At 63.2% G+C, this 25839-nt stretch carries 21 protein-coding genes, 1 rRNA gene, 1 pseudogene and 1 riboswitch; of the genes and pseudogenes, 17 read left to right on the top strand and 6 right to left on the bottom strand.

Annotated features, from left to right (window positions below; translation table 11 throughout):
• Nucleotides 1-369, top strand: a pseudogene (locus ABEA23_RS05665) (NADP-dependent phosphogluconate dehydrogenase); the annotation flags it as partial.
• 64 nt (nt 370-433) lie between these two features.
• Here ABEA23_RS05665 and ABEA23_RS05660 read toward each other — a convergent pair.
• A complete protein-coding gene (locus ABEA23_RS05660) occupies nt 434-1441 on the bottom strand; it encodes a quinone oxidoreductase family protein (RefSeq protein ID WP_345477100.1) in 1008 nt (335 codons plus the stop codon).
• Nucleotides 1442-1563: 122 nt separating this feature from the next.
• Here ABEA23_RS05660 and argC point away from each other — a divergent pair, with 122 nt between their 5' ends.
• The 6 genes from argC to ABEA23_RS05630 are packed head-to-tail and all read left to right on the top strand — an operon-like array spanning nt 1564 to nt 7577.
• Complete coding sequence (argC, locus tag ABEA23_RS05655; RefSeq protein WP_345477099.1) at nt 1564-2595, top strand: N-acetyl-gamma-glutamyl-phosphate reductase; 1032 nt, start codon at nt 1564-1566, stop codon at nt 2593-2595.
• On the top strand, nt 2592-3791 hold the full coding sequence (gene argJ / locus ABEA23_RS05650; RefSeq protein WP_345477098.1) for a bifunctional glutamate N-acetyltransferase/amino-acid acetyltransferase ArgJ: 1200 nt from the start codon (nt 2592-2594) through the stop codon (nt 3789-3791). The genes argC and argJ overlap by 4 nt, the downstream gene beginning before the upstream one ends.
• 48 nt (nt 3792-3839) lie before the next feature.
• On the top strand, nt 3840-4781 hold the full coding sequence (gene argB / locus ABEA23_RS05645) for an acetylglutamate kinase (protein ID WP_345477097.1): 942 nt from the start codon (nt 3840-3842) through the stop codon (nt 4779-4781).
• Nucleotides 4778-6082 (top strand): acetylornithine transaminase, encoded by a 1305-nt coding sequence (locus ABEA23_RS05640; RefSeq protein WP_345477096.1) that lies wholly within the window; start codon nt 4778-4780, stop codon nt 6080-6082. The genes argB and ABEA23_RS05640 overlap by 4 nt, the downstream gene beginning before the upstream one ends.
• Nucleotides 6079-7080: an ornithine carbamoyltransferase gene (gene argF, locus ABEA23_RS05635; protein ID WP_345477094.1), complete on the top strand. Its 1002-nt coding sequence runs from the start codon at nt 6079-6081 to the stop codon at nt 7078-7080. The genes ABEA23_RS05640 and argF overlap by 4 nt, the downstream gene beginning before the upstream one ends.
• Entirely contained in the window at nt 7077-7577 is a 501-nt protein-coding gene (locus ABEA23_RS05630; RefSeq protein ID WP_345477093.1) for an arginine repressor, read from the top strand. Before argF ends, ABEA23_RS05630 begins: the two co-directional genes overlap by 4 nt.
• Nucleotides 7578-7592: 15 nt before the next feature.
• On the opposite strand, the gene tenA is transcribed toward ABEA23_RS05630, so the two are convergent.
• Entirely contained in the window at nt 7593-8267 is a 675-nt protein-coding gene (gene tenA / locus ABEA23_RS05625; protein WP_345477092.1) for a thiaminase II, read from the bottom strand.
• 118 nt (nt 8268-8385) lie between these two features.
• A riboswitch (TPP riboswitch) is annotated at nt 8386-8513 on the bottom strand.
• A 22-nt stretch (nt 8514-8535) separates the two neighbouring features.
• On the bottom strand, nt 8536-9525 hold the full coding sequence (locus tag ABEA23_RS05620; RefSeq protein WP_345477091.1) for an NAD(P)/FAD-dependent oxidoreductase: 990 nt from the start codon (nt 9523-9525) through the stop codon (nt 8536-8538).
• 76 nt (nt 9526-9601) lie between these two features.
• Here ABEA23_RS05620 and ABEA23_RS05615 point away from each other — a divergent pair, with 76 nt between their 5' ends.
• Nucleotides 9602-10153, top strand: coding sequence for a helix-turn-helix domain-containing protein (locus tag ABEA23_RS05615; RefSeq protein ID WP_345477090.1), 552 nt, complete (start codon nt 9602-9604; stop codon nt 10151-10153).
• Nucleotides 10154-10233: 80 nt separating this feature from the next.
• On the opposite strand, the gene ABEA23_RS05610 is transcribed toward ABEA23_RS05615, so the two are convergent.
• From ABEA23_RS05610 to ABEA23_RS05600, 3 genes are all read right to left on the bottom strand, one after another.
• Nucleotides 10234-11259, bottom strand: coding sequence for a CNNM domain-containing protein (locus ABEA23_RS05610; RefSeq protein ID WP_345477089.1), 1026 nt, complete (start codon nt 11257-11259; stop codon nt 10234-10236).
• Nucleotides 11256-12617: a hemolysin family protein gene (locus ABEA23_RS05605; RefSeq protein WP_345477088.1), complete on the bottom strand. Its 1362-nt coding sequence runs from the start codon at nt 12615-12617 to the stop codon at nt 11256-11258. Before ABEA23_RS05605 ends, ABEA23_RS05610 begins: the two co-directional genes overlap by 4 nt.
• Nucleotides 12618-12835: 218 nt before the next feature.
• Complete coding sequence (locus ABEA23_RS05600; RefSeq protein ID WP_345477087.1) at nt 12836-13279, bottom strand: ankyrin repeat domain-containing protein; 444 nt, start codon at nt 13277-13279, stop codon at nt 12836-12838.
• A gap of 127 nt (nt 13280-13406) precedes the next feature.
• Here ABEA23_RS05600 and ABEA23_RS05595 point away from each other — a divergent pair, with 127 nt between their 5' ends.
• From ABEA23_RS05595 to ABEA23_RS05555, 9 genes are all read left to right on the top strand, one after another.
• Complete coding sequence (locus ABEA23_RS05595; RefSeq protein WP_044496624.1) at nt 13407-14642, top strand: argininosuccinate synthase; 1236 nt, start codon at nt 13407-13409, stop codon at nt 14640-14642.
• A 93-nt stretch (nt 14643-14735) separates the two neighbouring features.
• A complete protein-coding gene (argH, locus tag ABEA23_RS05590) occupies nt 14736-16208 on the top strand; it encodes an argininosuccinate lyase (RefSeq protein ID WP_425577125.1) in 1473 nt (490 codons plus the stop codon).
• A 125-nt stretch (nt 16209-16333) separates the two neighbouring features.
• A complete protein-coding gene (locus ABEA23_RS05585; protein WP_345477086.1) occupies nt 16334-17122 on the top strand; it encodes a lytic transglycosylase domain-containing protein in 789 nt (262 codons plus the stop codon).
• Between the two features lie 208 nt (nt 17123-17330).
• Nucleotides 17331-18023 carry an ECF transporter S component gene (locus tag ABEA23_RS05580; RefSeq protein ID WP_345477085.1) on the top strand — a complete coding sequence of 231 codons (693 nt, stop codon included), beginning with the start codon at nt 17331-17333 and terminating at the stop codon, nt 18021-18023.
• A 14-nt stretch (nt 18024-18037) separates the two neighbouring features.
• Entirely contained in the window at nt 18038-20527 is a 2490-nt protein-coding gene (locus tag ABEA23_RS05575; RefSeq protein ID WP_345477084.1) for an ATP-binding cassette domain-containing protein, read from the top strand.
• An 81-nt stretch (nt 20528-20608) separates the two neighbouring features.
• Nucleotides 20609-21280: a DNA-3-methyladenine glycosylase gene (locus ABEA23_RS05570; RefSeq protein ID WP_345477103.1), complete on the top strand. Its 672-nt coding sequence runs from the start codon at nt 20609-20611 to the stop codon at nt 21278-21280.
• 202 nt (nt 21281-21482) lie between these two features.
• Nucleotides 21483-23729: a HelD family protein gene (locus tag ABEA23_RS05565; protein ID WP_345477101.1), complete on the top strand. Its 2247-nt coding sequence runs from the start codon at nt 21483-21485 to the stop codon at nt 23727-23729.
• Between the two features lie 27 nt (nt 23730-23756).
• Nucleotides 23757-25067 (top strand): tyrosine--tRNA ligase, encoded by a 1311-nt coding sequence (tyrS, locus tag ABEA23_RS05560; protein ID WP_345477083.1) that lies wholly within the window; start codon nt 23757-23759, stop codon nt 25065-25067.
• Between the two features lie 670 nt (nt 25068-25737).
• Nucleotides 25738-25839, top strand: a 16S ribosomal RNA gene (locus ABEA23_RS05555); the annotation flags it as partial.

Raw genomic sequence — 25839 nt, 5'->3', positions numbered from 1 at the left:
CGGACCATTGCTTCGTTGTGGCGGGCGGGCTGCATTATCCGGGCGGATCTGCTGGATACCATCATGAAGGCCTACGAGGTCCCGGAGGAGCGGCCTAAGAATCTGCTGCTGGCCCCGGCCTTTACCGAGGCGCTCAATGAGTGCTTGCCCGCATGGCGACGTGTGGTTGCTGCCGCGGCCACCTATGGTGTGCCAGCGCCGGTGTTCAGTTCATCATTGGCTTATTACGACAGTCTGCGTCGTGATCGACTGCCGGCCTCGTTGACGCAGGGGCTGCGTGATTACTTCGGGGCTCATACCTATGAGCGGGTTGATAAGCCAGGTACCTTCCACACTCGCTGGAGCGAAGACCGGAAAGAGGTGGACGCATCAGCCTGACTGGGTGTCTTGCAGGGTGAGGCCACCGCTTCGGGGTGATCTCACCCCTGCCGGGTTAAGGCACCAGGATCAGTTTGCCGGTGGTGCGGCGGTTCTCCAGATCATCCTGAGCGCGCCCTGCTTCGGCAAGCGGGTACGTGCCACCGATATTGAGCTTCAGATCACCGGAGCTCAAATGTGCGAACAGCTCAGTGAATCGCCAGTTGCGTTCTTCTGCGTTGCGCAGATACCACTGGACAGAGGGGCGGGTGACAAAGAGGCCACCGCGGGCATTGAGCTCCTGGAGGTCGAAGGGCGGCACCTGCCCGGAGGCCCCGCCGAAGAGCACCAGCATCCCGCGGACCGCCAGTGATTCCAGGGACCCCTGGAAGGTGTCCTTGCCGACGCCGTCATAGACCACGGAGACGCCGTCGCCGTTGGTGATCTCGCGAACCTTCTCCGCGAAGCCGTCATAGCCGAGCACATGGTCAGCGCCGGCCGCCTGGGCGATCTCAGCCTTCTCCTCGCTGGAGGTGGTGGTGATCACGCGTGCACCACGGGCCTTCAGCAGCTGCGTCAGAATCTGACCCACACCGCCGGCGCCAGCGTGGGTCAGCACAGTCTCACCCGGGGCGACCTTATACGTGGAGTTGATCAGGTAGTGGGCAGTCACCCCCTGCAAGGGTAGCGCGGCGGCTTGTTCGTCTGTGATCTCATCTGGCACCGCCACAGCTTTAGCGGCATCAACCAGGAAGTGGCTTGCGTAGGTCCCGGTAGCAGCCTCGGTGGTGGCCACGCGCTGGCCAATAGAGAAACTCTCTACGCCATCGCCTAGAGCCAAAACAGTGCCGGTGCCTTCTTTGCCAGGCACAAAGGGGTACTCGACGGCGTAGACGCCGCTGCGCTGATAGGTCTCAATGAAGTTCACGCCCGCGGCAGCGGTCTTGACCAGCAGCTGGCCCTCGGCCGGGCGCGGGGCGGGAACCTCGGCGGATTCGAAGACCTCGACCCCGCCAGCCTCGCGGGCCTGAACAACGGTGATGACATCAGGAAGATCTTCTTCGTACACAGTGGGCTCACTCATGTGACACAGGGTACCCAAGGATGCCTTCACTTCCACGAACGTCCGCTGCATGCGGAATCATCTCCACGCCGTCCTATGCATAAATATTGATGCTGATGCATAAAATCGCGTAGAGTGGCGGTATGACCTACTCTGTCGCTGTCTCCGGAGCCTCCGGCTATGCCGGAGGAGAAATCCTGCGCCTGCTGGCCAACCACCCACAGGCAGAGATCCGTACTGTGACCGCACATTCCAGTGCTGGACAGCGACTGGGAGAAATCCAGCCGCATCTGCACCCGCTGGCGGACAAAATCCTCGCCGAGACCACAGCAGAGAACCTCGCCGGGCACGACGTTGTCTTTCTCGCCCTGCCTCACGGGGCTTCTGCCGAGATCGCGGCACAGCTGGGGGACGACACCATCGTGATCGACGCCGCGGCCGATCACCGCCTGGAATCCGGTACCGACTGGGAGAAGTTCTACGGCTCCGCTCACCAAGGGACCTGGCCCTACGGTCTGCCTGAACTGCCCGGTCAGCGCTCCAAGCTGGCTGGTGCTACGCGCATCGCAGTACCGGGCTGCTATCCCACCACCATTCTGCTGGGGCTGGCGCCGGCCTTCCACAGCAAGCTCGTGGAACCGACTGATGTTGTCATCGTAGCCGCCACCGGAACCTCCGGCGCCGGCAAGGCCCTGAAGCCGCACCTGCTGGGCTCGGAAGTCATGGGCGGCATGAGCCCTTACGGAGTCGGCGGATCGCACCGCCACACACCAGAGATCGAACAGGGACTGAGCTGGGTGGCAGCAGAAGAGGTCCAGGTTTCCTTCACGCCAACTCTGGCGCCGATGACCCGCGGCATCCTCGCTACCTCCACCGCCCGCCTGAAGCCCGGTATCACCGAAGCCCAGCTGCGCGAAACCTACACTGCGCAGTACCAGAACGAGCCCTTCGTGCACCTGCTGCCAGAAGGTCAGTGGCCAGCCACCAAACAGGTCATCGGTTCCAATCACGTCACCGTTCAGCTGGCAGTCGATGAGCATGCCGGCCGCGTCGTCGTCGTCTCCGCCTCTGACAACCTCACCAAAGGCACTGCCGGTGGCGCAGTACAGTCCATGAATCTCGCCCTGGGTCTGCCCGAGACCACCGGGCTGAACCTGCTGGGAGTTGCACCATGAGCGTCACCGCTGCATACGGTTTCATCGCCGCCGGAGTAGCTGCCGGGCTGAAGAGTCCCGCCGAGGATGGCACCGCGAAACGCGATGTCGCCCTGGTAGTCAACACCGGCCCGCTGAAGCATGCTGCTGCTGTTTTCACCACCAACCGGGTAGCGGCGGCACCAGTTCTGTGGTCCCGCCAGGTCATCTCTGACGGTCGGGCAGACGCCGTGGTGCTGAACTCCGGTGGAGCCAACGCGTGCACCGGGGCACCGGGCTTCGCCGATACTCACACCACGGCCGAACAGGTTGCCGAGAAACTCAGTAGTGCCGGGCAGGATGTCTCAGCTACCGATGTGCTGGTCTGCTCCACCGGGCTCATCGGTGTGAGGTTGGATATGCCCGCGCTGCTCTCCGGGGTGGAGTCCGCAGTCAACACCCTGGGGGAGGACGACGACGCCGGGGCCGCAGCCTCAGAAGCCATCCTCACCACCGATACCGTCACCAAGACCGCCACCGCCAGCGGAAGCGGATTCACCATAGGCGGCATGGCCAAAGGTGCTGGAATGCTGGCACCAGGAATGGCCACCATGCTCTCGGTGATCACCACTGACGCCGTCATCTCCGCCGAGGCGCTAGACGCCGCTTTGCGCGAAGCGGTTCGGGTCAGCTTCAACCGGGCAGACTCCGACGGCTGCATGTCCACCAATGACACGGTCATCGCCATGGCATCCGGGGCTCACCCCGATGCTGACCCAGCAGGAGTAGATCTCACTGAGTTCCAGACCGCCCTCACCGAGGTCTGCCAGACCCTTGCTGCTGCGCTGATCGCCGACGCCGAAGGCGCTCACCACGAGATCGCTATCCGGACCATCAACGCCGCCACTGAAGATGAAGCAGAGACTGCCGGGCGTGCGGTGGCCCGTTCCAATCTGTTCAAAACCGCCATATTCGGACGCGATCCCAACTGGGGCCGAATCCTCTCAGCAGTGGGCACCACCGACGTGGCCTTCGACCCGATGACAATCGATGTGGCCGTCAACGGTGTGTGGATCTGCCGTGCCGGCGGCATCGGTGAAGACCGCAGCCTGGTAGACCTCTCCGACCGGTTGGTGGAGGTGGTCATTGACCTGAAAGCAGGCGAGGCCGAGGCCACGATTCTGACCAATGACCTCACCCATGACTACGTCCATGAAAACAGTGCGTACTCCTCCTAGCACGCACCGTTCGTTGCGGTAGCAACGAACCCGACGCTGAAAGCCATCATGACTGAGAAGACCTCCCTGACCCCGCGAGATGTGGGCACACTGGCCACCGCTGCCGATAAGGCCGCTGTACTGATCGAGGCGCTGCCCTGGATCCAGAAGTTCGCCGGTGAGACCATCGTCATCAAATACGGCGGCAATGCGATGATCAACGATGATCTGCGGCGCGCCTTCGCAGAGGACGTGGTCTTCCTGCGTCACGTGGGGGTCAACCCCGTCGTCGTCCATGGTGGTGGTCCGCAGATCAACGCCATGCTGGAAGCGGTGGGCGTTGAGTCGGAGTTCCGGGGCGGGTACCGGGTCACCACCCCCGAAGCCCTTGAAGTGGTCCGCATGGTGCTCACCGGACAAGTCGGGCGCCAGCTCATCGGCTTGATCAACTCGCACGGGCCCTACGCCGTCGGGCTCTCCGGTGAGGATGCCGCGCTGCTGCGCGCCACCCGGAAAAAAGCCATCGTCGATGGGCAAGAAGTAGACCTCGGGCTGGTGGGTGAAGTGACCGGAGTCAACCCCGCCGCCGTGCAGGATCTGCTAGCCGCCGGTCGCATCCCGGTGATCTCCACCATTGCGCCGGAATTCGACGCTGCGGGCCAGCCCACCGGTGAGGTGCTCAACGTCAACGCTGACACCGCCGCCGGAGCAGTTGCCGCAGCCCTGGGCGCAGCCAAGCTGGTGATGCTCACCGATGTCGAGGGCCTCTATGCCAACTGGCCGGACAAATCCTCGCTGATCTCTTCACTCTCCGCCGCTGACCTGCGCGCCATGCTGCCCTCCCTGGAAGCCGGAATGATCCCGAAGATGAGCGCCGCTCTGGCTGCTGTGGAGGCAGGTGTTGCCCGGGCTCATATTGTGGACGGCCGGCAGCCGCATTCCATGCTTCTAGAAATTGTCACCACCGAAGGCGTGGGCACCCAGGTGGTCCCCGATGAGGAGACCTCATGACCGATTCACAGCAGGAAACCACCGTTCTGACGTCCCAGGACCTGGCCCCAGCCCAGCCCAGCTCACAGTTGCTGCAGCGCTACCAGGACTCATTGATGGGAGTCTTCGGGACGCCGCAGCAGGTGCTGGTGCGCGGCTCCGGGGCGCGGGTATGGGATGCCGATGGGCGTGAATACCTGGACATGCTCGGCGGCATCGCCGTCAACGCGCTGGGCCACGCGCACCCGCTGATCACCTCGGTGCTGACCTCTCAGCAGGCCACCCTGGGTCATATTTCCAACTTGTTCACCAGCCCCACGCAGATCGCCTGTGCCGAAAAGCTGCTGCAGCTGGCGCAGGCCCCGGCAGGATCGGCAGTGTTCTTTGCCAACTCCGGTTCAGAGGCCAATGAAGCGGCACTGAAGGCAGTGCTGCGGCACCGGCAGAGCAGCGGCAAGGGGCGCATTCTGGCGCTGGAGGGCAGCTTCCACGGGCGCACCCTGGGGGCCTTGTCACTGACGCATAAAGCCGCCTACCGGGAGCCTTTCGGAGAACTGATCGGCGGCGTCGATTTCCTCGCCCCCAATGACATCTCAGCACTTGAAGCCGCATTCGCTGACGGCGACGTCGCCGGAGTCATCCTGGAACCGATCCAGGGTGAAGCAGGGGTCAAACCCATCGATGACGCCTATCTGCTGCGCGTACGGGACCTCACCCGCGCCACCGGGGCATTGATGGTCCTTGATGAGGTGCAGACCGGGGTGGGGCGTACCGGAGACTGGTTCCGTTTCCAAGCGGTGGCCGACGGCGCAGCCCAGCCAGATCTGATGACGCTGGCCAAGGGCCTGGGCTCAGGCTTTCCGGTGGGGGCGATGGTCGGATTCGGGCCCCAGGCCAGCACGCTGCTCAGCGCCGGACAGCACGGTACTACCTTCGGAGGCAACCCGCTGGCGACTGCCGCGGCACTGGCCACCCTGCACGCCATCGAGACCGCCGGACTGCTGCAGAATGTGCAGCAGATCGGGGCGCAGATTGCCACCGGGTTGCAGGCCATGCCGCGGGTCACCGAAGTTCGCCAGTACGGGCTGCATATCGGCGTCGACCTCGCTGATATTGCCGCGCCGGACCTGGTGACCACCGCACGGGAACGTCACGGGCTGATCATCAACGCCACAGGAGAGAAGACCCTGCGGCTGGCACCTCCACTGAACCTCACGGCTGAGGAGGCTGAGCTCTTCCTCAGCCGATTGACTAGCGCGATCACTGATATCACCGCCTCACAGGCCGCCTCTTCGACCACCGAATCCAAGGACCATTCATGAGCACCCGCCACTTCCTCACCGACCTGGACCTCACCAATGAGGAGCAGCTGAAGGTTCTCAACCTGGCTGATTACCTCAAGGTCAATCCGTACGCGCTCAAGGCACTGCAGGGGCCGCAGACCGCCGCGGTGATCTTCGATAAGACCTCCACCCGTACCCGGTTCTCGTTTGCTGCTGGTATCGCCGCGCTGGGTGGCCAGCCGATCATCGTCAATCCGGGGGAGTCCCAGCTGGGGCATAAGGAGTCGGTGGCCGATACCGCCCGGGTGCTGGAGAAGCAGGTCAGCCTGATCATCTGGCGCACCTATGCCCAAGCCGGACTTAAGGAGATGGCCCAGTACTCGCGGGTGCCGGTCATCAATGCGCTCAGCGATGACTATCATCCCTGCCAGCTGCTGGCTGATCTGCAGACCATCCGCGAGCATTTCGCTGCCCAGGGCAACGCTGAGCTCACAGGGCGGTCGCTGGCCTACCTGGGGGACGCTGCCAACAATATGGCCAACTCCTATCTGCTGGCCGGGGTGAATGCGGGCATGGATGTGCGCATCGCCGGACCGCAGGGATATCTGCCGGCCGAGGAGATCGTGCAGGCGGCCCAGCAGCGGGCCGCACTGACCGGAGGAAGCGTCACCATCACCACTGATCCGCAGACTGCACTGAAGAATGCCGACGTGGTAGCCACAGATACCTGGATCTCCATGGGGCAGGAGGATGAGAAGGCTCAGCGCATGGAGCTCTTCAGCGACTACCAGGTCAACTCTGCGGCCCTGGCGCTGGCGGCGCCCGGCGCGATCGTCCTGCACTGCTTGCCGGCCTACCGCGGTGCGGAGATCACTGCGGAGGTGATTGACGGACCGCAGTCAGTGATCTGGGATGAGGCCGAGAACCGACTGCATGCGCAGAAGGCACTGATGGCCTGGCTGCTGGTGGAGTCTGGACTGGCCGATGAGCAGACTGTGGCCCTGGTGCGCGAGGCAGAACAGGGCACGCTGCGATGACACCCACCACCAAGACCGCCCGCCAGGCCAAGATCCGCGAGCTGATCAGCCGCTCCTCCATCCGTTCCCAGGCCGAACTGGCTCAGCGGCTCGCCGATGACGGCGTCACTGTCACCCAGGGCACGCTATCTCGTGACCTGGTGGAGATCGGAGCGGCCCGGGTGCGCAGCGCTGATGGCACGCTGGTCTATGCAGTACCGGGGGAGGGGCACGCCGGGGAACTCACCAGTGACCAGCCGGAGGCGACGACGACGGCGCGGCTGGCCTCGCTGTGCCGGGACCTGCTGGTCTCCGCGGAGGCCAGCGCCAATCTGGTGATCCTGCGCACCCCGCCCGGTGCTGCACAGTTCCTCGCCAGCGCCGTGGACCATGCCGGGATGAAGGAAGTGCTGGGCACTATCGCAGGGGATGACACGATCATGCTGGTCACCACCGAGCCGACCGGCGGTGCAGCAGTGGCAGACCGGTTCACCGCAATGGCTGAGTCTCGGGGCTGAGCGACAGGGGTGGGTTCAGGCGTTGGCGGCCGCTAGATCGAACGCGGTCTGCCAGAACTGTGCCTCCATGCGGGTGGCAGTGGTGAAGATCTCGGCCAGCTCGCTGAAGCGCTCCTCAGTGAAAGTGCGTGCCGCCAGCGCATCGATATGGCTGATGGTCTCCACTTTGACCTGCTGGTACCAGTCAGCTGAGTATTCACCGATCCACTCGGCGTAAGGGTGCTCAGGGTTTGCCTCGAGAGCCGGCTTCAGCCGTTCGCCGATTTCCGCATAGCCGATAGCACATGGTGCCTGGGCCACCACAAGGTCCAACAGGTCGCCGGAGCTGCCGGCGTCGAGCACAAATCGGGTGTAGGCCACATTGGTCCACGCCTCGGGAGTTGATTCGATCTGCTGGCGGCTCACGCCCCAGCCGGTCTCAAGCCGCTTCACGTGCAGATCCGTCTCGTGGATAACGTCGGCGAGACCCTTACTCGCGATCTGGATATCCGCCATAGTCCGGCTCTTATAGGCCTGCAGCGCATAAGCCCGGGCAAACTGCACCAGGAACCGGTAATCCTGGATGAGGTACTCCTTGAAGACCTCCGGAGGCAGGGTTCCGGCCTCCATCTGCTGGATGAAGACATGATCGGTGTAGTTGAGCCACTCCTGACCGGCGGCTTCCTTCAGGCGTTCGAACAAGGTTGTCATAAGGCCTCTCCTCATCATCACGGTGTCGGTGAGTCCGGTCCATGAGGGTCAGAGAAGCGCCGTCGTCGGCTCACCTGTAGTGGTGACTGCGCGAAGCCCTGGGTAGCTGTGCTGCCCAGCCGCGCTGACGGCCCGTCCCTTCGCCGGCATGACCCGGATCAGGTTCAAAGGGTTGCCGCGCCGTCTGCATCGGTGAAGCAGACCAGCGGCGTCTCAGTCCCTTGCAGGACACCCCTCGGTCATCCCACACGCTAGCATGTGAGCTGCATCATGTGCGCTGCTGTGACGATGCCACGGCGCGGTCGAACTCTTCTTCTGTCAGTGCAGCGTTCACCGCGGCCCCGGCAAAGTTGCCGCTGCTGATGGACAGCGGCACATTCGCCCCAGGATTGGCCACGTTTCCAGCGGCCCAGATGCGTGGATGGCTGGTCCGGAACATCTGATCCACCGCGAGGAAGCTGCCCATCGGAGTCTCATTGCGCTCTAACCTCAGGTGCTGGAGGTAGGAATCGTGAGGAGTCATGGTGGCTACCGCGAAGAGCGCATCCAGCGGGATCCTGCGGCCATCCTGAAGCTCAACCGCTGTGATGCTGGCTCCCTCGCCGTGGACTTGGATAACGGGGGAGGGCTCGACGACGACGTCGCGGGCTTGCAGTCGCTGCAGCATGTCCTGAGGCAGCTCTCCGGCGCCGGCGCTGAAGAAGGTGACATTCGCGCTCCACTGGCGGATCATCTGAACGACATGGCTGGACATCGGTCCATTGGCGATGACTCCCAGCGGTCTGTCGCGGACTTCCCAGCCGTGGCAGTAGGGGCAGTGCAGCACGGTCTTGCCCCAGCGCTCGGCGAGTCCTGGCACGGCGGGGAGCTGGTCGGTGAGGCCACTGGCAGCGATCACAGTGCGAGCGAGAATCGTTCTTCCGTCCTCCAGTGTGATGCGCAACCCTGGCTGTTCTTCGGCGGTGCTGTCAGCTACGTCGGTCACCTCTGCAAAGAGGAACTTGGCGCCGTATAGTGCGGCTTCCTCGCGGCCACGCCGGACTAGCTCTGCAGGGTCAACGCCCTCGAGTCCGAGGACTCCATGCATATGGTCGGCAAAGCGGTTGCGCGGGCGCTGCTGGTCGATCACCAGCACACTGCGGCGAGCGCGTCCCAAGGTCAGTGCAGCACTGAGGCCGGCGGCGCTGCCTCCGATGACAATGGCGTCCCAGAGCTGCAGTTCAGGCAGATGTTCTTCAGTGATCTGTGTAGTGGTCATGAATCCATGGTGGGCTGAGACTGCTGATATGTCATGACAGATTGCGGAATCGGCAAACTTTCGGGATGCTGGGGGCATGAAAGAGCTTGAGCATCTGGGACTTCGGCTGCGTGCCGCTCGCACTGGTCGGGGATGGACCCTTGAGAGTCTCGCGAAGAAAGCCGGCGTCTCCGCCAGCACGCTTTCGCGGTTGGAGGCCGGAAAACGGCAGGCGAATCTTGAACTGCTGCTGCCGCTGACCAAGGCGCTGGACATCAGCATCGATGAGCTGCTGACACCAGTGGTGGAGGATCCCAGAGTCAAGCGTGACCCCTGGGAGCGTGAGGAGGCGACTTTCCATCCGCTCTCACCAGAGACCTCGCATATTCAGACCTACAAGATCGTCTTGCGTCCCCGCCCGGCTCACGACGGGCCTTTAGGGACTCACGGCGGGCACGAGTGGCTCTATGTGCTCTCTGGGCGACTGCGCCTGCAACTGGATGACCGGGAGATCATCCTGCATCGCGGAGAGGCCGCCGAGTTCGACACGCGCACCCCGCACGCGATGTCCGCAGTGGGACCGGAGAACACCGAGATTTTGAGCATTTTCAATGAGGCCGGGGTGCGCTTCCATACAGAAGAGGGCTGAAGGGGCCCGGATGAACCGGTGACCTCCTTCAGCCCTCGTCGTGATGCTTCTGACCGGAGCTCAGCCTCCGTGCTGCGGCCTTAGGCCCATTGTTCCTCCATATTCGGCCAGACCCGATTGAGGATGTCATTCCAGGTGAGGACTCCAGCAAAGGCGTTGCCGGAGCGGACTACTGCGAGCTGTTCACCCGCGGCGCGCATCTGCTGGAAGGCCTCATATACGGAGGCCTCAGCAGAGACCACCAGTGCAGGGCGGGCCAGTTCGCGTGCGGAGTGATCGGCGGACACGCTGAGTGTGTCCCGCACGTGCACGATCAGGGGCGCATCCTGCAGGGGGGTCAGCAGCACGCGGAGCTCGCCACTGCGGTGAGCAGCTTGTTGCACCTCATGTGCGGTGGCGGTCACCGGGACCGTAGGGGCCACAGCGCCCTGCTGTTCGGCAATGACGTCCTGGACTGTCAGGGACTCCAGCTCAATGATGCTGGAGATCTGCGTCCCTGAAGCCTCATCTAGGACTCCGGCCCGTGTGGAGTGCTCCACCAGATGCCGGATGGTTTCTGAGTCATAGCCGCCTGCCGCCGCGCGATCCACCGGCTCCACGCCTGTGGCCGCGACCAGCCGGTTGGCGATGCCATTGATCCACCTCAGCAGCGGGCGGAAGATCCTGATGAACGCCCGCGACGGCAGTGCCACCACGCGCGCAGAGAACTCAGGGTGAGCGATCGCCCAAGACTTCGGTGCCATTTCTCCGACCACCAAGTGCAGGAAGGTCATGACCAGCAGCGCCAGGGCAAAGGCCAACGCATCGGCCGCCCAGCCCGGCATGGCCCATGACATAAAGACCGGGGTCAGCGCATAGTGCACTGCGGGTTTGCTCACCGCACCGAGCGCGAAGGTGCAGGCGGTGATGCCCAACTGCGCACCGGCGAGCATGAGGGTCAGTTCATTGAGGCTGCGCAGGGCTGCACGTGAGGTCTGGCTGGTCTCAGCAGACTCTTCCAGCCGATGCCGACGGGCTGCCAGAAGCGAGAACTCGATGATCACGAAGAACGCCGAGAGAACAATGATCGCCACTGTTGCCAGCGCGGGAATCAACCAGTCATTCATGTCTGGTCACCCTCCTTCTCGTGCAACACCACGCGCACCGACTCCGGTACGTGGCGGTCCACGCTGGTCACCGTGATCTCTAGCCAGCGCTGGGGCACAGTTTCCTCCGCGTAGTCTGACGGGTCAGCAGGCAGCTCCACCCGGACGGTCTGGCCCTCCTCCAGCAGCGTGCCTTCGTGGGCGATGAGCAGGCCCGAGAGGGTTTCGTAATCACCCTCGGGGATGCTGTGGCCGATCGCTCGTTCCACCTCATCGAGGTGCAGATCACCGTCCACCTGCCACTGGAACTCGCCTTGGGCTTCAATGCCTGCAGGGTCTTCGGTGTCGTGTTCATCGGTGATTTCACCGAGGACCTCCTCGGCGAGGTCCTCCATGGTGACCACGCCGGTGAAGCCGCCGTACTCATCGATGACGCAGGCCATCTGCGCTCCTTCAGCGCGCAGCAGCCGCACCGCTTCAGGAAGTGGCATCAGGGTGGGAACGATGACCGGCTGGCGCATCAGCTCGGTGACCGCGGCCTCGTCCTTGAGGTCGGTGCCCAGCAAGTCGATGAGATGAACGATGCCGATAGGCTCGTCCTCCTCATCCACCACCGGGTAGCGGGTGTGCTCTTCAGCCATCATGGCGCGAACCTCGCCCAGTGTGGTGCGGGGCTGCACATAGCCGGTGCGAGAGCGCGGGACCATCGCGTGTTCGACGTCGTGATCCGGGAAGTCCAGGATCCGGTCCAGTGCCAGGAACAGCTCGTCCGGCAGGTCCCCGCTGTCATGGGAGCTGGTGACAATATGTTCCAGATCCTTGACCGTGGCGCTGGACTCCACGTCGTGGACAGGCTCGATCCGTAGCAGTCGCAACAGGCCGTTGGCGGCCTTGTCGAAGATGGTGATGAGCCAGCCGAAGGCGCGCAGGTAGATCTTGGTGGAGCGAGCCAGGCCAAGTGCCAACGGCACCGGATTGGCGATCGCATAGTTCTTCGGGAAAAGCTCACCGAAGATCATCTGCACCACTGTGGAGACAGTCAGTGCCAGCACCGTGCCCACGGTCACGCTGACCGCCGCCGGAATGCCGACGCCGCCCAAGAGTGTGCCCAGGCCCTCGCCCACCAGGGGTTCGGCCACATAACCCACCAACAGGCCGGTGACGGTAATACCCAGCTGTGCGCCGGAGAGCATGAAGGAGGTGCGTCCAGTGACGTCGAGTGCGCGCTGCGCGGCGTGATCGCCGCTGTCAGCCATGGCGCGAAGTCGGTTTCGATCCACCGACATATAGGCGAATTCCTGGGCCACAAAGTAGCCGTTCGCCGCGATGATGAGAAGGATAAGAAGACAGCCCAGTAGCAGAAGAAGAGCAGTGATCACTTAAGCGTCACAGCTCCCCAGCGGCCGGCGTCATCGTGTAGAGACGGATAAGACAGGTTCACTACGGATGCGGAGCAACATCGTCGACGTCGCATGACCGCATGGCGTATGGCGTCCACCAGGGTGAGGCACCTCTTCGCAATCGGTATTAGGGATGGTGAGCACAGATTCTAGGGTTCGCGGCCTCCGCTGTCTATAGGCGCGCTGAGCCCGTGGTGTCAGCTAGTAGAGGTATCTGCACCAGGAGTGTGCTGATCCAGCAGCTGGCGCATCTTGTCCAGGCCGAACATCTCCGCCACAGCATAGGGATTCTGGGTGCCGAGATGTACATCAGCACCAGCGTCCAGCAGGCTTGTGGCGATCTCTTCGTTCTGCCGGAACACTGCGCAGGAGACCGCGGTTTGGCCGCGGTCATTGAGTCGATCGACGTCGGCGCCACGCTCCAGCAGGCCCGCTACTAGATCTGCATGATCGTTATACGCGGCCAGGATCAGCAGGGAATCGCCCTTGGAATTGGTCAGATTCACCGGGATCCCCTGGTCAATGAGGCCCAGCAGTTCTTCAGTCTTGCCGGCGCGCGCAAGATCGAACATGGAGTTCAGGAACTCCAGCTGCTCGTCAGTCAGTTCGGGGACCTGGTCGGCGTCGTTGGTATCTGCCATGGAGCAAGCTTATCGGCCTTGCATGCATGGTCGGGAATGGGCCTAGTGCGTGATTATGCAATGCAGCGAATATTTATGTAGACTTCTCGGTGAGCCGACCTGTACCTCGCATAACAAGGAGCCCCACGTGACTGATCGCATTGTTCTGGCCTACTCCGGAGGCCTCGACACCTCAGTAGCCATCGGTTGGATCGCCGAGGCTACCGGCGCCGAAGTGATCGCCGTTGCCGTCGACGTCGGGCAGGGCGGTGAGTCCCTGGAGACTGTGCGCCAGCGCGCCCTGGACTGCGGTGCCGTAGAAGCCTATGTGGCTGATGCCCGTGATGAATTTGCCGAGCAGTACTGCATGCCGACGCTGAAGGCCAACGGTCTCTACATGGACTCCTACCCGCTGGTCTCGGCGATCTCTCGCCCAGTGATCTCCAAGCACCTGGTGGCCGCAGCCCAGCAGTTCGGCGCCACGACCGTGGCTCACGGCTGCACCGGCAAGGGCAATGACCAGGTCCGCTTCGAAGTCTCCATCCAGACTCTGGGCCCGGAGCTGAAGTGCATCGCACCCGTTCGTGACCTGGCACTGACCCGCGATAAGGCCATCGAATACGCCGAAAAGCACAATCTGCCGATCGAGACCACCAAGAAGAACCCCTTCAGCATCGACCAGAACGTCTGGGGCCGTGCCGTGGAGACCGGCTTCCTAGAGGACATCTGGAACAGCCCCACCAAGGACGTCTACGACTACACCGAAGACCCGGCATTCCCACCGGCGCCTGACGTGGTGACCATTACCTTCGACCAGGGTGTTCCCGTAGCCCTGGATGGTGAGACCCTGACTGCCCTGCAGGTTATTGAGCAGCTCAACCGCCGCGCCGGTGCCCAGGGTGTGGGCCGGATCGACATCGTTGAGGACCGCCTGGTGGGCATCAAGTCCCGCGAGGTCTACGAAGCTCCCGGCGCGATGGCGCTGATGGCTGCCCACCGCGAGCTGGAGAACATCACCCTGGAGCGCGAGCAGGCCCGATTTAAGAAGACTGTGGACCAGCGCTGGACCGAGCTGGTCTACGACGGCCAGTGGTTCTCTCCGCTGAAGAAGAACCTCGATGTCTTCATCGACGAGACTCAGAAGTACGTCTCCGGCGATATTCGCCTGGAGCTGCACGGCGGCCGGGCCACTGTCCTGGGACGTCGCTCAGAGACGTCGCTGTATGACTTCAACCTCGCCACCTATGACACTGGTGACACCTTCGACCAGTCCAGCGCACGTGGCTTCATCGATATCTACGGGCTCTCTGCCAAGACGGCCTCGCAGCGCGAGGAGCGCCTCTATGGCAAACCCGACCTCTCCGGGGCAGGCGTCCAGAAGTAACTAGGACTGACTCGAACTGGTGTGGGGTGGGCTCAGCAGAGCCTGCCCCACAGCTATGCTGGCGAAGCGGAATCACGGACAAGGGGAAGCAGGATGATGAGCGAAAAGCGCAGCGGCACCAATAAAGGCTCACTATGGGGCGGACGGTTCGCAACAGGTCCGGCCGATGTGATGGCGGCGCTGAGCAAGTCCACGCATTTCGACTGGAAGCTCGCCCGCTACGACATCGCCGGATCCAAGGCACATGCCCGGGTCCTGCACCGGGCAGGTCTGCTGACTCAGGATGAGCTGGACGGAATGCTCTCAGCGCTGACTGAGCTGGAGGCCGACGTCGTCGCTGGCCGGTTCCAGCCCGCTGAATCAGATGAGGATGTCCATGGCGCCCTGGAGCGCGGACTGCTGGAGCGTGCCGGCACCGAGCTCGGTGGAAAGCTGCGAGCCGGGCGTTCCCGCAATGACCAGATCGCCACGATGGTGCGCATGTACCTGCGAGATGAGTCCCGACGGATCGCCGCCGGGGTCCTGGATGTGGTCGAGGCACTGACTGCCCAGGCGCAGAAGCACCCCGAAGCGCCTATGCCCGGACGCACCCATCTGCAGCATGCACAGCCGGTATTGCTGGCCCACCATCTGCTGGCACACGCCTGGCCGCTGCTGCGCGATGTGGACCGGCTGCGGGATCTGGACCGCAGGATGGCCTACTCCGCATATGGCTCGGGCGCTCTGGCAGGTTCCTCCCTCGGGCTGGACCCCGCGCAGGTGGCTCACGAGCTTGGCTTCAACGGCCCGGTAGAGAACTCCATCGACGGCACCGCGTCCCGGGACTTAGTCGCGGAGTTCTCCTGGGTCACGGCCATGATCGGTGTGAACCTCAGCCGCATCAGCGAAGAGGTCATCATCTGGGCCACCAAGGAGTTCGGTTTTGTCACCCTCGATGACGCCTACTCCACTGGCAGCTCGATCATGCCGCAGAAGAAGAACCCGGACATCGCTGAACTTGCACGCGGCAAAGCCGGACGTCTCATCGGTGATCTCACCGGCTTGTTGGCTACGCTGAAAGCCCTTCCGCTGGCTTATAACCGTGACCTGCAGGAAGACAAAGAACCGGTCTTCGACGCCGTAGACACCCTTCAGCTGCTGCTGCCTGCGGTCTCCGGAATGATCTCCACCCTCACCTTCCACCCGCAGCGCCTTGCCGAGCTGGCCCCGCAGGGATTCTCGCTGGCCACCGATATCGCCGAATGGCTGGTGCGGCAGGGAGTGCCGTTCCGGGTGGCGCACGAAGTGGCCGGGGAATGTGTCAGAGCCTGCGAGCAGCACAGCCCGGTCAAGGAACTTCATGAGCTCACTGATCAGGAACTCGCCGCGATCCACCCCGCACTGACCCCGGCTGTCAGGGAAGTCCTGACCGTGGAAGGATCGTTGGCCTCCCGCGATGCAGTCGGTGGGACAGCCCCGGTGCGGGTGGCTGAACAGCTGCAGGCAGCACAGCAGAAAGCAGCCGACTTCCGCGCAGCGTTGGAAGAGATGGGCTCCACCCTGGCACCTGCGCCCACCGAGGGCTGAGCATCAGCACCAGCAGACGAACCGGCCCACGGCCAGCAGCAGCGCAGAGAACTCGCCGGAAGAAGACCGGGACAGCATCGCCGGCACAGCTGACACCCCTGGCCAGGCTGCGCAGACTCTGGCGGATGACTCCGGTGCTGATCGTGGCGGTGCTCAGCGCCGTCGTCGTCCTCATCATCCTGGTTCAGCCCGGTGGCCAGAATCCTGATCAGTCAGGGCACAGGACTGCCGAGCAGGAGTATCCAGACGAGCCTGGCCAAGCACTGCCACCGCGCAACCCGGAGCACCAGGACACCTCTGCGGTGCCGCCGGGAGAGCCTGTGGCAGCGGGGTCGATTGCGGACATGGCAGACCCCGACTGGGTGCTTCAGGCAGCGGAGGCCACCGGCATTCCCGAACGCGCGCTGGAAGCCTATGCCGGTGCGGCGCTGCGGGCGCAGGAGACTCATCCCGGCTGCGGCATCGGCTGGAACACCCTGGCCGGCATCGGACGGGTGGAATCGCACCACGGCCGTTATGGGGGCTCTGAGATTGGTGCGAACGGCGTCGTCGAACCCGCCATCATCGGCATTGCCCTGGACGGCAGCCCCGGGGTGATGGAGATCCCGGACACTGACGGCGGTGAGCTTGACGGTGACACCGAGTACGACCGGGCCGTCGGGCCTATGCAGTTCATCCCCAGCACCTGGCGGCTCTACGCCCAGGACGGCAACCGCGATGGCGAACGCAACCCGCAGCAGTACGACGACGCCGCTCTCACCGCGGCAGCCTATCTCTGTCAGCGCGGCGGAGATCTGCGCAGTGATGAGGGCTGGGTGCAGGCAGTTCTGGCCTATAACCAGTCGGCTGAGTATGTGAATGAGGTGGCTGGCTTCGCCGCTGAGTATGCTGAGCTGACTGCCGAGTCCGACTGAGATGCAGGCGGTTTCGGCCTGCGTCGCCGCAGGTCAGCGCGCCTATGCTACTGTGCTGTGAGTCACCTACCCGGTGGCGCAAGAACAATTCACGACAGGGGAGCGACCCTGGACGGTGCTGGTCACCGATCCGCAGTCGCTGAGAGTGGGCTGAAGGCCCTGACCCTCGAACCTGCCCAGGCTAGAACCTGCGAAGGAAGTCGAGCATATGACTCATGATTCTGCGCGCCCTGCTGGCGCATCTGTTTCCGCACCTGCCGCTGCTGCACGCTACCCGCAGCGTGCCCGCACGTTCCGCTGGAGCGTCTCTGACATTGTGGTGGCCTCCACCTTGGCGGTCGCCTCCGGTGTGATCTTCTGGGGCTGGAATCTCAGCTTCCACTTTGTGGGCAACCTTTTCGCCTTCTACCCGCCGGTCGAGACCCTGGTACACGGCATGTGGCTCTTCCCTGCGGCCCTGGGGGCACTTATTATCCGCAAACCCGGTGCCGCGATCTACTGCGAGGTGGTGGCAGCCACAGTCTCGGCCCTGCTGGGATCCCAGTGGGGGCTGACCGTGCTGTTCTCCGGGTTCATGCAGGGTGTGGGCGCTGAACTGATCTTCCTAGCCTTCCTCTACAGGCGCTTCAGCGCTGATGTGGCCCTGTTGGCCGGTGCTGGTGCTGGATTTGCCGGTGGTGCCAACTACCACTGGATCATGCCGATGTATGCCTATGCGCCACTGGAGACGGCCATCCATATCGGCTGCTTCGCGCTCTCTGGGGCGGTGATCGCCGGGCTGCTGCCCTGGCTGGCCACTCGCGGTCTGGCTGCCACCTCTGTGCTCTCCCCGCTTGCCTCACGCCGGGCACATCTGGAGCCGGCCTTCGGCACTGGTGCCGGTGCGGCCACCCAGCGCTGATGAGGCCGGAACCGGTGAGCAAGAAGTCGACGACGACGTCCACCCACTGGGCACAAGCGAGCAGACGGGGCGCAGAAGGTGGCGTAGAAGTACGTGCCGAATCTTGGACCTGGCAGCACGCGGACCGGTCGGCACCGGCTGTCCAAGGGGTGGACCTGCATATTCGCCCCGGGGAGAAGGTGCTGCTGGCAGGACCAACTGGGGCGGGCAAATCCACGCTGCTGCACGGACTCGCCGGCGTGCTCCACGGCGAGGACGCCACATCTGCAGGGCACCTTCTGCTGGATGGGCTACCCCCATCGCAGGCCCGGGGCGCTGCTGGTCTGATGCAGCAGGATCCTGAATCCCAGGTGATCCTGAGCCGGCTGGGCGACGACGTCGCTTTCGCCGCTGAGAACCTCGCTGTGCCCCGGGAGGAGATCTGGGAGCGGGTGCACCGCTGCCTGGAGGCGGTCGGACTGGGCAGCTTCGGACTGCAGCACCCCACTGCGCAGCTCTCCGGGGGGCAGAAGCAACGCCTGGCGCTTGCCGGGATCCTGGCCATGCAACCGGGGCTTCTGCTTCTTGATGAACCCACCGCCAACCTGGATCCAGCCGGAGTGACCCAGATTCGCGACACGGTGCTGGCAGCCGCTGAACAGACCGGCGCCACCGTCGTCGTGGTGGAACACCGGCTGGAAGTGTGGGCTGAGCATATGGACACCCTGCTGGTGCTCCAGCCCGGCGGTGCAGTGGCCAGGCGGGTTCCTGCGCAGGACATTTATGGTGACCAACAGCTGCGCCAGGAGCTCGCGCACATGGGCCTGTGGGTCCCTGGGATCGACCCGCTGAGCGTGTTCGGCGCAGCTGCGGGCGGCGCAGCGAAGGACGGCAGAGTGCCGATGGATCGGCCCCGCGCGCGGGCTCAACCGCTGCTGCGGGGTACAGCCATGGCGGTGTCTCGGCACGCTCCGCGCCCATCCTGGCGCCGCGGTCCCCAGCCGGAGCCGGTACTGCGGGATATAAATATCACCATTAACCAGGGGGAAGCGGTAGGAATTACCGGTCCCAACGGCGCCGGCAAGTCCACTCTCCTGCTGAGTCTGGCCGGGCTGCTTCCGCTGCACGGCGGAACCCTGCAGGCTCAGCCGGCTCTGCTCAGTACAGCTGCAGGACCAGCGGCTGCACAGCAGAGCAACGCTCACGCCAGCCCAGAACCCACTGACCCGCACCAGTGGCGCCCCGCCGAGCTGATCTCCCGCATCGGCATGGTCTTCCAGGAGCCCGAGCATCAGTTCGTGACCGGCAGTGTTGCTGAGGAACTGGCCCTCGGCGCTCGCCAGGCGCGAGATTCGAATACCGACGAGCCGCTGTTCACCGAAGAACAGATCCAGCTCCGCGTGGAGCAGCTGTTGGATCGGCTGAGCCTCACCGAACTCGCACAGGCGAACCCCTTCACCCTCTCCGGGGGAGAGAAGCGTCGACTCTCTGTTGGCACCGCACTCTCCGGCGGTGCCGACCTGTTGCTTCTGGATGAACCGACTTTCGGCCAGGACGCCCGGACCTTCACCGAGCTGATTATTCTGCTGCGCGAGCATCTCGATGCTTCAGGTGCGCTGTGCGCGGTGACTCATGATGAGGCATTCCTGCGCGCAATTGGCGCCCGCAGGTACGACGTCGCCGCCGCCCCCGGGCAGGATGTTCCTGCTGCGGAAGACGGCGAATCAGGCGGAGCGCCTATGCTGCGCAGCACCCGGGATACCTCCTGGCTGGGCCGGCGCAACGCGCTGGCGAAGCTGATCGGCCTGGTGCTGATCACTCTCGCCCTGGTGATGAGCATTGACTGGGTCAGTTCTGCAGTAGTCATTGCCGCCAGCTTCCTGCTGCTGCCGGTCGCTGGTATCCGCATCAGGGGATTCCTGGCACGGATCTGGCCCTTCGCGCTTGGCGCGGTGGTGGCAGCATGGGGGACCGCAATCGCCGGCGAAGAAACAGGGCGGATCCTGCTGGATCTAGGTTTTACCACTATCAGCCAGGGGTCTCTGGAACTGGGCATCGCCCTGGGCACCCGAGCATTCGCCATCGTGCTGCCCTCGGTCATTGTCTTCTCCACTACTGACCCCACCGACCTGGCGGACTCGCTGGCGCAGCAGCTGAAGCTGCCCTCACGGTTCGTCCTGGGAGCGCTGGCCGCCATGCGACTGCTGGGGCTGCTGGCTGAGCACTGGACCACGCTCGGCTACGCACGCCGGGCCCGTGGGCTGGGCGCCCACGGCGGTTTAGCTGCTAGAGCGCGCACCATTGGTTCGCAGGCATTCGGCCTCCTGGTCCAAGCCATCCGCACAGCCACCCGCGTAGCCATCACGATGGAGTCCCGTGGCTTCGGGGCGGGTCCGCGCAGCTGGGCACGGCCAGCCCGGCTATCCGGCCGGGACCTGCCCGTGCTGCTGGTCAGTGCCGTGATCGCTATGACGGCCGTGACAGCCGCTGTGCTCAGCGGCTCGTGGAACTTTGTGTGGAGCTAAACGCGGCCGGAGGATTCTCTGCCATCATGGGACACCGTGAACAGCAGCGACCCCCAGCCCGGCACGCAGCCGTCAGCGGTGATATCGGCCTCCGAACTAAAGACGCTATTCGATGCGCATGCCGCCGACCTGGCCCCGGCACTGCTGGGCTGCGAACTGACGGTGACCACCGCGCGTGGATCCGTGACTGTGCGGCTGACCGAGGTAGAGGCCTACGGAGACCAAGGCGAGGACCCCGGGGCACATAGCTACACCGGGCGCACTGCACGCAACGCGTCGCTTTTTGGTCCGCCCCGCCACGCCTATGTGTACCTCTCCTATGGCATCCACATGTGCTTGAACCTGGTCGCCAATGCCGAAGGCGCCGGAGGAGTGCTGCTGCGGGCGGGGGAGATCCTGGCAGGGCGTGAGCTTGCCGTGGAGCGCCGGGGCGGCAAAGACACCGGCAGCAAGCTGCTCTCCGGTCCGGGACGGCTGGGGCAGGGACTTGGGGTCACGCTGCCTATGGATGGCACCGCGCTGCAGATTGCCGATTACGACCCCGACTTCCTTCCGCCACCACCGAATACCGAAGTGAGTTTCCGGTTGACACCCCCGGACCCGCAGGCAGTGCAGGAACCGATAGTCAGCGGACCTCGAGTGGGAGTGTCCGGGATCGGTGGAAGCTCGGCGTTCCCGTGGCGGTTCTGGTGCGCCCAGAATTCCTCGGTCTCCGCCTACCGGCCAGGAAAGAACGTCCCCGGGGCTGGTTGAGTCGCTGATCGGCGTGCTTACTGGCGTGTTACCTGCCGTTCACTCCAGCCGCTGTAAGATTGGTGGTCATCTGATTCGCGACTGAGAGCTGCCTTGCTTGATGAGTGACACCAACACCCCGGTTACAACGACGACGCCGGGCACGGAGAATACTGCCGACTCCGCCACTGCCAACGGCCATAGTGCCGAAACAGCTGTGGGGATGCCGCCTTTGGAAGCCGGACTGGAGGAGGAGCGAGAATTCGTCGCGCACCTCTACCAGCGGCTGGACCAGCTGCGCGAGGAGAAACAGACGCAGCTGGCTAAAGTGCGTCGTACCGGTGCAGTGGGCACGATGCAGAACCAGTCTGAGCGCGACGCCTTCGCCGCTCTCTACGAAGACAGGCTGGCGCAGCTCAATGCTGTGGATGACCGACTAGTCTTCGGTCGTCTTGATCTCGACTCCGGTGAATGCCGGTATATCGGCCGTATCGGTCTGACCAGTGAAGGCCGGCAGCGGCTCATGCTCGACTGGCGCGCCCCGGAGGCCGGTGTCTTCTACCAGGCCACCGCTTTTGATCGCCAGGGCGTGCGTCGTCGTCGTCATCTGCTGCTCAAGCGCCGTGAGGTGCAGGGTCTTGAGGATGAGGTACTGGACACCTCGGTGCTCGAAGAGTCCACGGAGAACCATGGTGATGGCGCCCTGCTGGCGGCCTTGAAGGCCCGCCGCACCGGACAGATGGGCGATATTGTCGCGACCATTCAGGCCGAGCAGGACCGGATCATCCGTGCTGATCGCTCCGGCGTGCTTGTTGTCCAGGGCGGCCCCGGCACCGGAAAGACCGCTGTTGCCCTGCACCGCGCCGCCTACCTCCTCTACGCTCACCGTGACCGGTTGAAATCTGCTGGGGTGCTGATCGTGGGCCCCAACTCCACCTTCATGTCCTATATCGAACGGGTGCTGCCTTCACTTGGCGAGACCGGCGTGGTGATGTCCTCGCTGGCAGATCTCTACCCGGGTGTGCGTGGTGTCGAGGAAACCGATCCGCGGGTGGCTCAGATCAAGGGCCGCCTCGACTGGGTAGACATCATCGCCTCCGCGGTGCGCGCTCGGCAGCGGAATATCCCGGAACCGCGCATCGTCACGGTAGAGGGCGTTGAAGTGACTGTGACGCCCAAGATGATCCGCCGCGGGCTAGAGCGCGCGCGTGCCACCGGCAAGCCGTATAACGAAGCGCGGACCACCTTCGTGAAAGTGGTGGTCAAGGAGATCGCGGAGAAGCTTGAGCGGATTCTTGAGAAGCGCTCTGCTGGCAACGGGGCCGACCGCAGCTACCTGGTGGAGGAAGTCCGCAGCTCGCGCGAGGTACGAGTGCTGCTGAACCTGTGCTGGCTGCCGCGGACCCCGCAGAACCTGTTAGAGGATCTGTTCTCCAAGCCGAAGTATCTGGCGGCGGTGGCTACGCAGCTCACAGCCCAGGAACAGCGTCTGCTACAGCGCTCCCCAGGGACCGCCTTTACCGTGGCCGACGCGCCTTTGCTGGATGAAGCAGCCGAACTGCTCGGTGAACTGGATGAATCTGCCGGACGCGAAGAAGCCCGGCAGAAGGCCGCGCGCGAGAAGGACCTGGAGAACGCACGCAAAGCGGTGGAGAACGTCACTCCGCAGATGGCGGAGATGGGCATTGAAGGTTTCCTCAGTGCAGAAGATGTCGCAGCGCTCAATGCTGACTCCGGTCCGAGCATGTCGGCGGCCGAGCGCGCAGGGGTGGACCGCACCTGGACCTATGGTCACGTTGTGGTGGACGAGGCACAGGAACTCTCGCCAATGCAGTGGCATGTGCTCTTCCGGAGAGTCCCGCTGAAGTCTGTGACGGCGGTGGGGGATATCGCGCAGGGGTCTTCTCCCTCGGCGTCCACCGACTGGCGCGAGGCCTTTGCACCGTTCATCGACGATCGGCTCCGGATCGAAGAGCTGACGGTGAACTACCGCACCCCGCGCATCATGGTGGAACTGGCCGAACGCGTCGCGGCAGCCAATGGGTTGGAGGTGACGTCACTGCGAACGGTGCGCGAGGGCGACTTCGAACCCATCATTCAGCGGGTTAACGCACAGGAGCTGATCCACGCCGCAGTCACCGGTGTCGCCGCCGAGCATGAGCGGATCGGCGAGGGCCTGGTGGCCGTGATCGCCCCGGCACGTCTGCTGGATTCCACTCGTGAGGAGCTCATCACCGCCTATGGGCAACGTGTTGGTCGCGGCGCGGGCTCGATGACTCAGGACATTGTGGCAATGACCGCAGAAGAGGCCAAAGGGCTGGAGTTCGATGCAGTGGTATTGGTTGAGCCGGCGGAACTGCTTGAGGAGGCTCACGGGCGGATCGGCAGTCTCTATGTGGCCCTGACCCGCTCCACACATTCGCTGCGTGTTCTCGCTTCGCGCGACCTGCCTGCAGGATTCAGCGTTTAGTACGACGGCGGTGCTAACGTACAACTCGTGACTGAGAGCAACCCCGCACTGGACAAGCAGAGCAATGACCCCAGCTTCGAGAACATCTTCCAGGAGCTGAAGTGGCGCGGTCTCGTCCACGTCTCCACTGACGAGGAGGCGCTGGAGAAGGCCCTGGCGGGGGAGCCCATCACCTACTACTGCGGATTCGACCCGACCGCCTCGTCGCTGCATCTTGGACATTTGGTCCAGTTGCTGACCATGCGCCGCATCCAGCTGGCCGGACACCGGCCGCTGGGTCTGGTCGGAGGTGCCACGGGGCTCATCGGCGATCCCCGGCAGACCGGGGAGCGCGTTCTGAATACCCCGGATGTTGTCGCCGGCTGGGTCAAGGCACTGCAGGATCAGGTCAAGCACTACATCTCCTTCGAAGGAGACAATGCTGCCCGCATGGTCAATAACCTGGACTGGTGGCAGGGTGTGGGTGCTTTGGAGATGCTGCGCGATATCGGCAAGTACTTCCGAGTAGGCACCATGATCAAGAAGGAGATCGTCGCAAAGCGACTGGCCTCGGATGAAGGCATCTCCTACACCGAGTTCAGTTACCAGCTGCTTCAGGGGTACGACTTCCTGCAGCTGCACCGTGAGTATGGCTGCACACTGCAGTTCGGCGGATCTGATCAGTGGGGCAACCTCACCTCAGGCACCGAGCTGATCCGCAAAGCAGAGAACGCACATGTCCACGCACTGGGAACCCCGCTGATCACCAACTCTGACGGCACCAAGTTCGGCAAGTCCGAGGGCAATGCGATCTGGATCAATGCAGAGCTCACCTCGCCGTACTCCTTCTACCAGTTCTGGCTCAACACCTCTGACAGCGATGTCATCGACCGGTTGAAGGTCTTTACCTTCCTCACCCGCCAGGACATCGAACAGCTGCAGAAGTCTGTGGAAGAAGAGCCCTTCAAGCGTGAGGCACAGCGCACCCTCGCGTGGGAGGTCACCGCTCTGGTGCACGGGGAGGATGCAGTTCGCAAAGCCATTGCAGCTTCCGATGCGCTCTTCGGTAAAGGTGAAATCACCGAGATCGATGAACCTACACTGCGCGGCATTGCTGCCGAAGTCACCGTTGCTGAGCTGCCCGCCGAAGATGCCACCGGAATCAACGTGCTAACAGCCACCGAGTTGGTTCCCTCTAAGGGAGAAGCCCGCCGTGCCATTCAGCAGGGCGGGGCTTACATCAACAACACCAAAGTTGACGACGGCGACGCTGTTGTTGAAGCTTCAGCATGGCTCCATGACCAGTACCTTGTAGTCCGTCGCGGTAAGAAGAACCTTGCGGTGATCAAGAAGGTCTGACCTGCAGATACGGTCTCCCGGAGCCCTATCGCAAGGGTGAGGGAGGTCACCCCGGATCTGGTTTGCACGCCCCGGGAATCGTGTGTAAAGTTCTTTCTCGTGCTCAGGGCGCAGGCCGAAAGGCCAGCAGAGCGGGAAAGCAAAAAGCGGACCGTTCAGCCTCGAGGACTTCAGCGGCGGATCGCCGCGCTTGATCTTTTAAAACTTCATCTGGTTCCGTCGTGCCCAGTCAGCCGCCTCAGGGTGAGATTGACAAGCGGAAAGCGATCGGGTAAGTTAGACGAGCTGCCTTAGGGCAACAAAGTGATTCTTTAATCACAGAAAACGAATAGCTAAACCGATAATGTATCGTGAACTTCACTGAAAGGCGGAGTTGACAACGCGAAACGGACCAGGTAAGCTTAAATAGTTGCTTCGGAGCGATTCAGTTCTAAAAGAACTGATGGTGTCGAAAGCGCTTGTTGTTTGAGAACTCAATAGTGTGCCAAGTTTTTTGATACCGATTTATTAAATTGGTTAGTTGCGACACTGTCACCCCCGTGACAGGAGATCGCAGCATAGCCATGGATTATCGAAAACCTTGTGAATATCGCTCTTATCCTGTGAGGCTCTGTTTTTCCGGCAGGGTTGGATATTAGTGAGTCACATTGTTTTTATCTCTATTAAATTTTTGATGGAGAGTTTGATCCTGGCTCAGGATGAACGCTGGCGGCGTGCTTAACACATGCAAGTCGAACGATGAAGCTTCCTGCTTGCAGGAAGTGGATTAGTG

Origin of the sequence: Nesterenkonia rhizosphaerae, from assembly GCF_039544555.1 — a bacterium.
In the GTDB taxonomy this organism is placed as follows: Bacteria; Actinomycetota; Actinomycetes; order Actinomycetales; family Micrococcaceae; genus Nesterenkonia; species Nesterenkonia rhizosphaerae.
This window is presented reverse-complemented; position numbering and strand designations above follow the sequence as displayed.

Coding starts and splice junctions, on each gene's coding strand:
- ABEA23_RS05660 (WP_345477100.1), bottom strand. CDS start 1,441: ATGAGTGAGCCCACTGTGTACGAAGAAGATCTTCCTGATGTCATCACC.
- argC (WP_345477099.1), top strand. CDS start 1,564: ATGACCTACTCTGTCGCTGTCTCCGGAGCCTCCGGCTATGCCGGAGGA.
- argJ (WP_345477098.1), top strand. CDS start 2,592: ATGAGCGTCACCGCTGCATACGGTTTCATCGCCGCCGGAGTAGCTGCC.
- argB (WP_345477097.1), top strand. CDS start 3,840: ATGACTGAGAAGACCTCCCTGACCCCGCGAGATGTGGGCACACTGGCC.
- ABEA23_RS05640 (WP_345477096.1), top strand. CDS start 4,778: ATGACCGATTCACAGCAGGAAACCACCGTTCTGACGTCCCAGGACCTG.
- argF (WP_345477094.1), top strand. CDS start 6,079: ATGAGCACCCGCCACTTCCTCACCGACCTGGACCTCACCAATGAGGAG.
- ABEA23_RS05630 (WP_345477093.1), top strand. CDS start 7,077: ATGACACCCACCACCAAGACCGCCCGCCAGGCCAAGATCCGCGAGCTG.
- tenA (WP_345477092.1), bottom strand. CDS start 8,267: ATGACAACCTTGTTCGAACGCCTGAAGGAAGCCGCCGGTCAGGAGTGG.
- ABEA23_RS05620 (WP_345477091.1), bottom strand. CDS start 9,525: ATGACCACTACACAGATCACTGAAGAACATCTGCCTGAACTGCAGCTC.
- ABEA23_RS05615 (WP_345477090.1), top strand. CDS start 9,602: ATGAAAGAGCTTGAGCATCTGGGACTTCGGCTGCGTGCCGCTCGCACT.
- ABEA23_RS05610 (WP_345477089.1), bottom strand. CDS start 11,259: ATGAATGACTGGTTGATTCCCGCGCTGGCAACAGTGGCGATCATTGTT.
- ABEA23_RS05600 (WP_345477087.1), bottom strand. CDS start 13,279: ATGGCAGATACCAACGACGCCGACCAGGTCCCCGAACTGACTGACGAG.
- argH (WP_425577125.1), top strand. CDS start 14,736: ATGATGAGCGAAAAGCGCAGCGGCACCAATAAAGGCTCACTATGGGGC.
- ABEA23_RS05585 (WP_345477086.1), top strand. CDS start 16,334: ATGACTCCGGTGCTGATCGTGGCGGTGCTCAGCGCCGTCGTCGTCCTC.
- ABEA23_RS05580 (WP_345477085.1), top strand. CDS start 17,331: ATGACTCATGATTCTGCGCGCCCTGCTGGCGCATCTGTTTCCGCACCT.
- ABEA23_RS05565 (WP_345477101.1), top strand. CDS start 21,483: ATGCCGCCTTTGGAAGCCGGACTGGAGGAGGAGCGAGAATTCGTCGCG.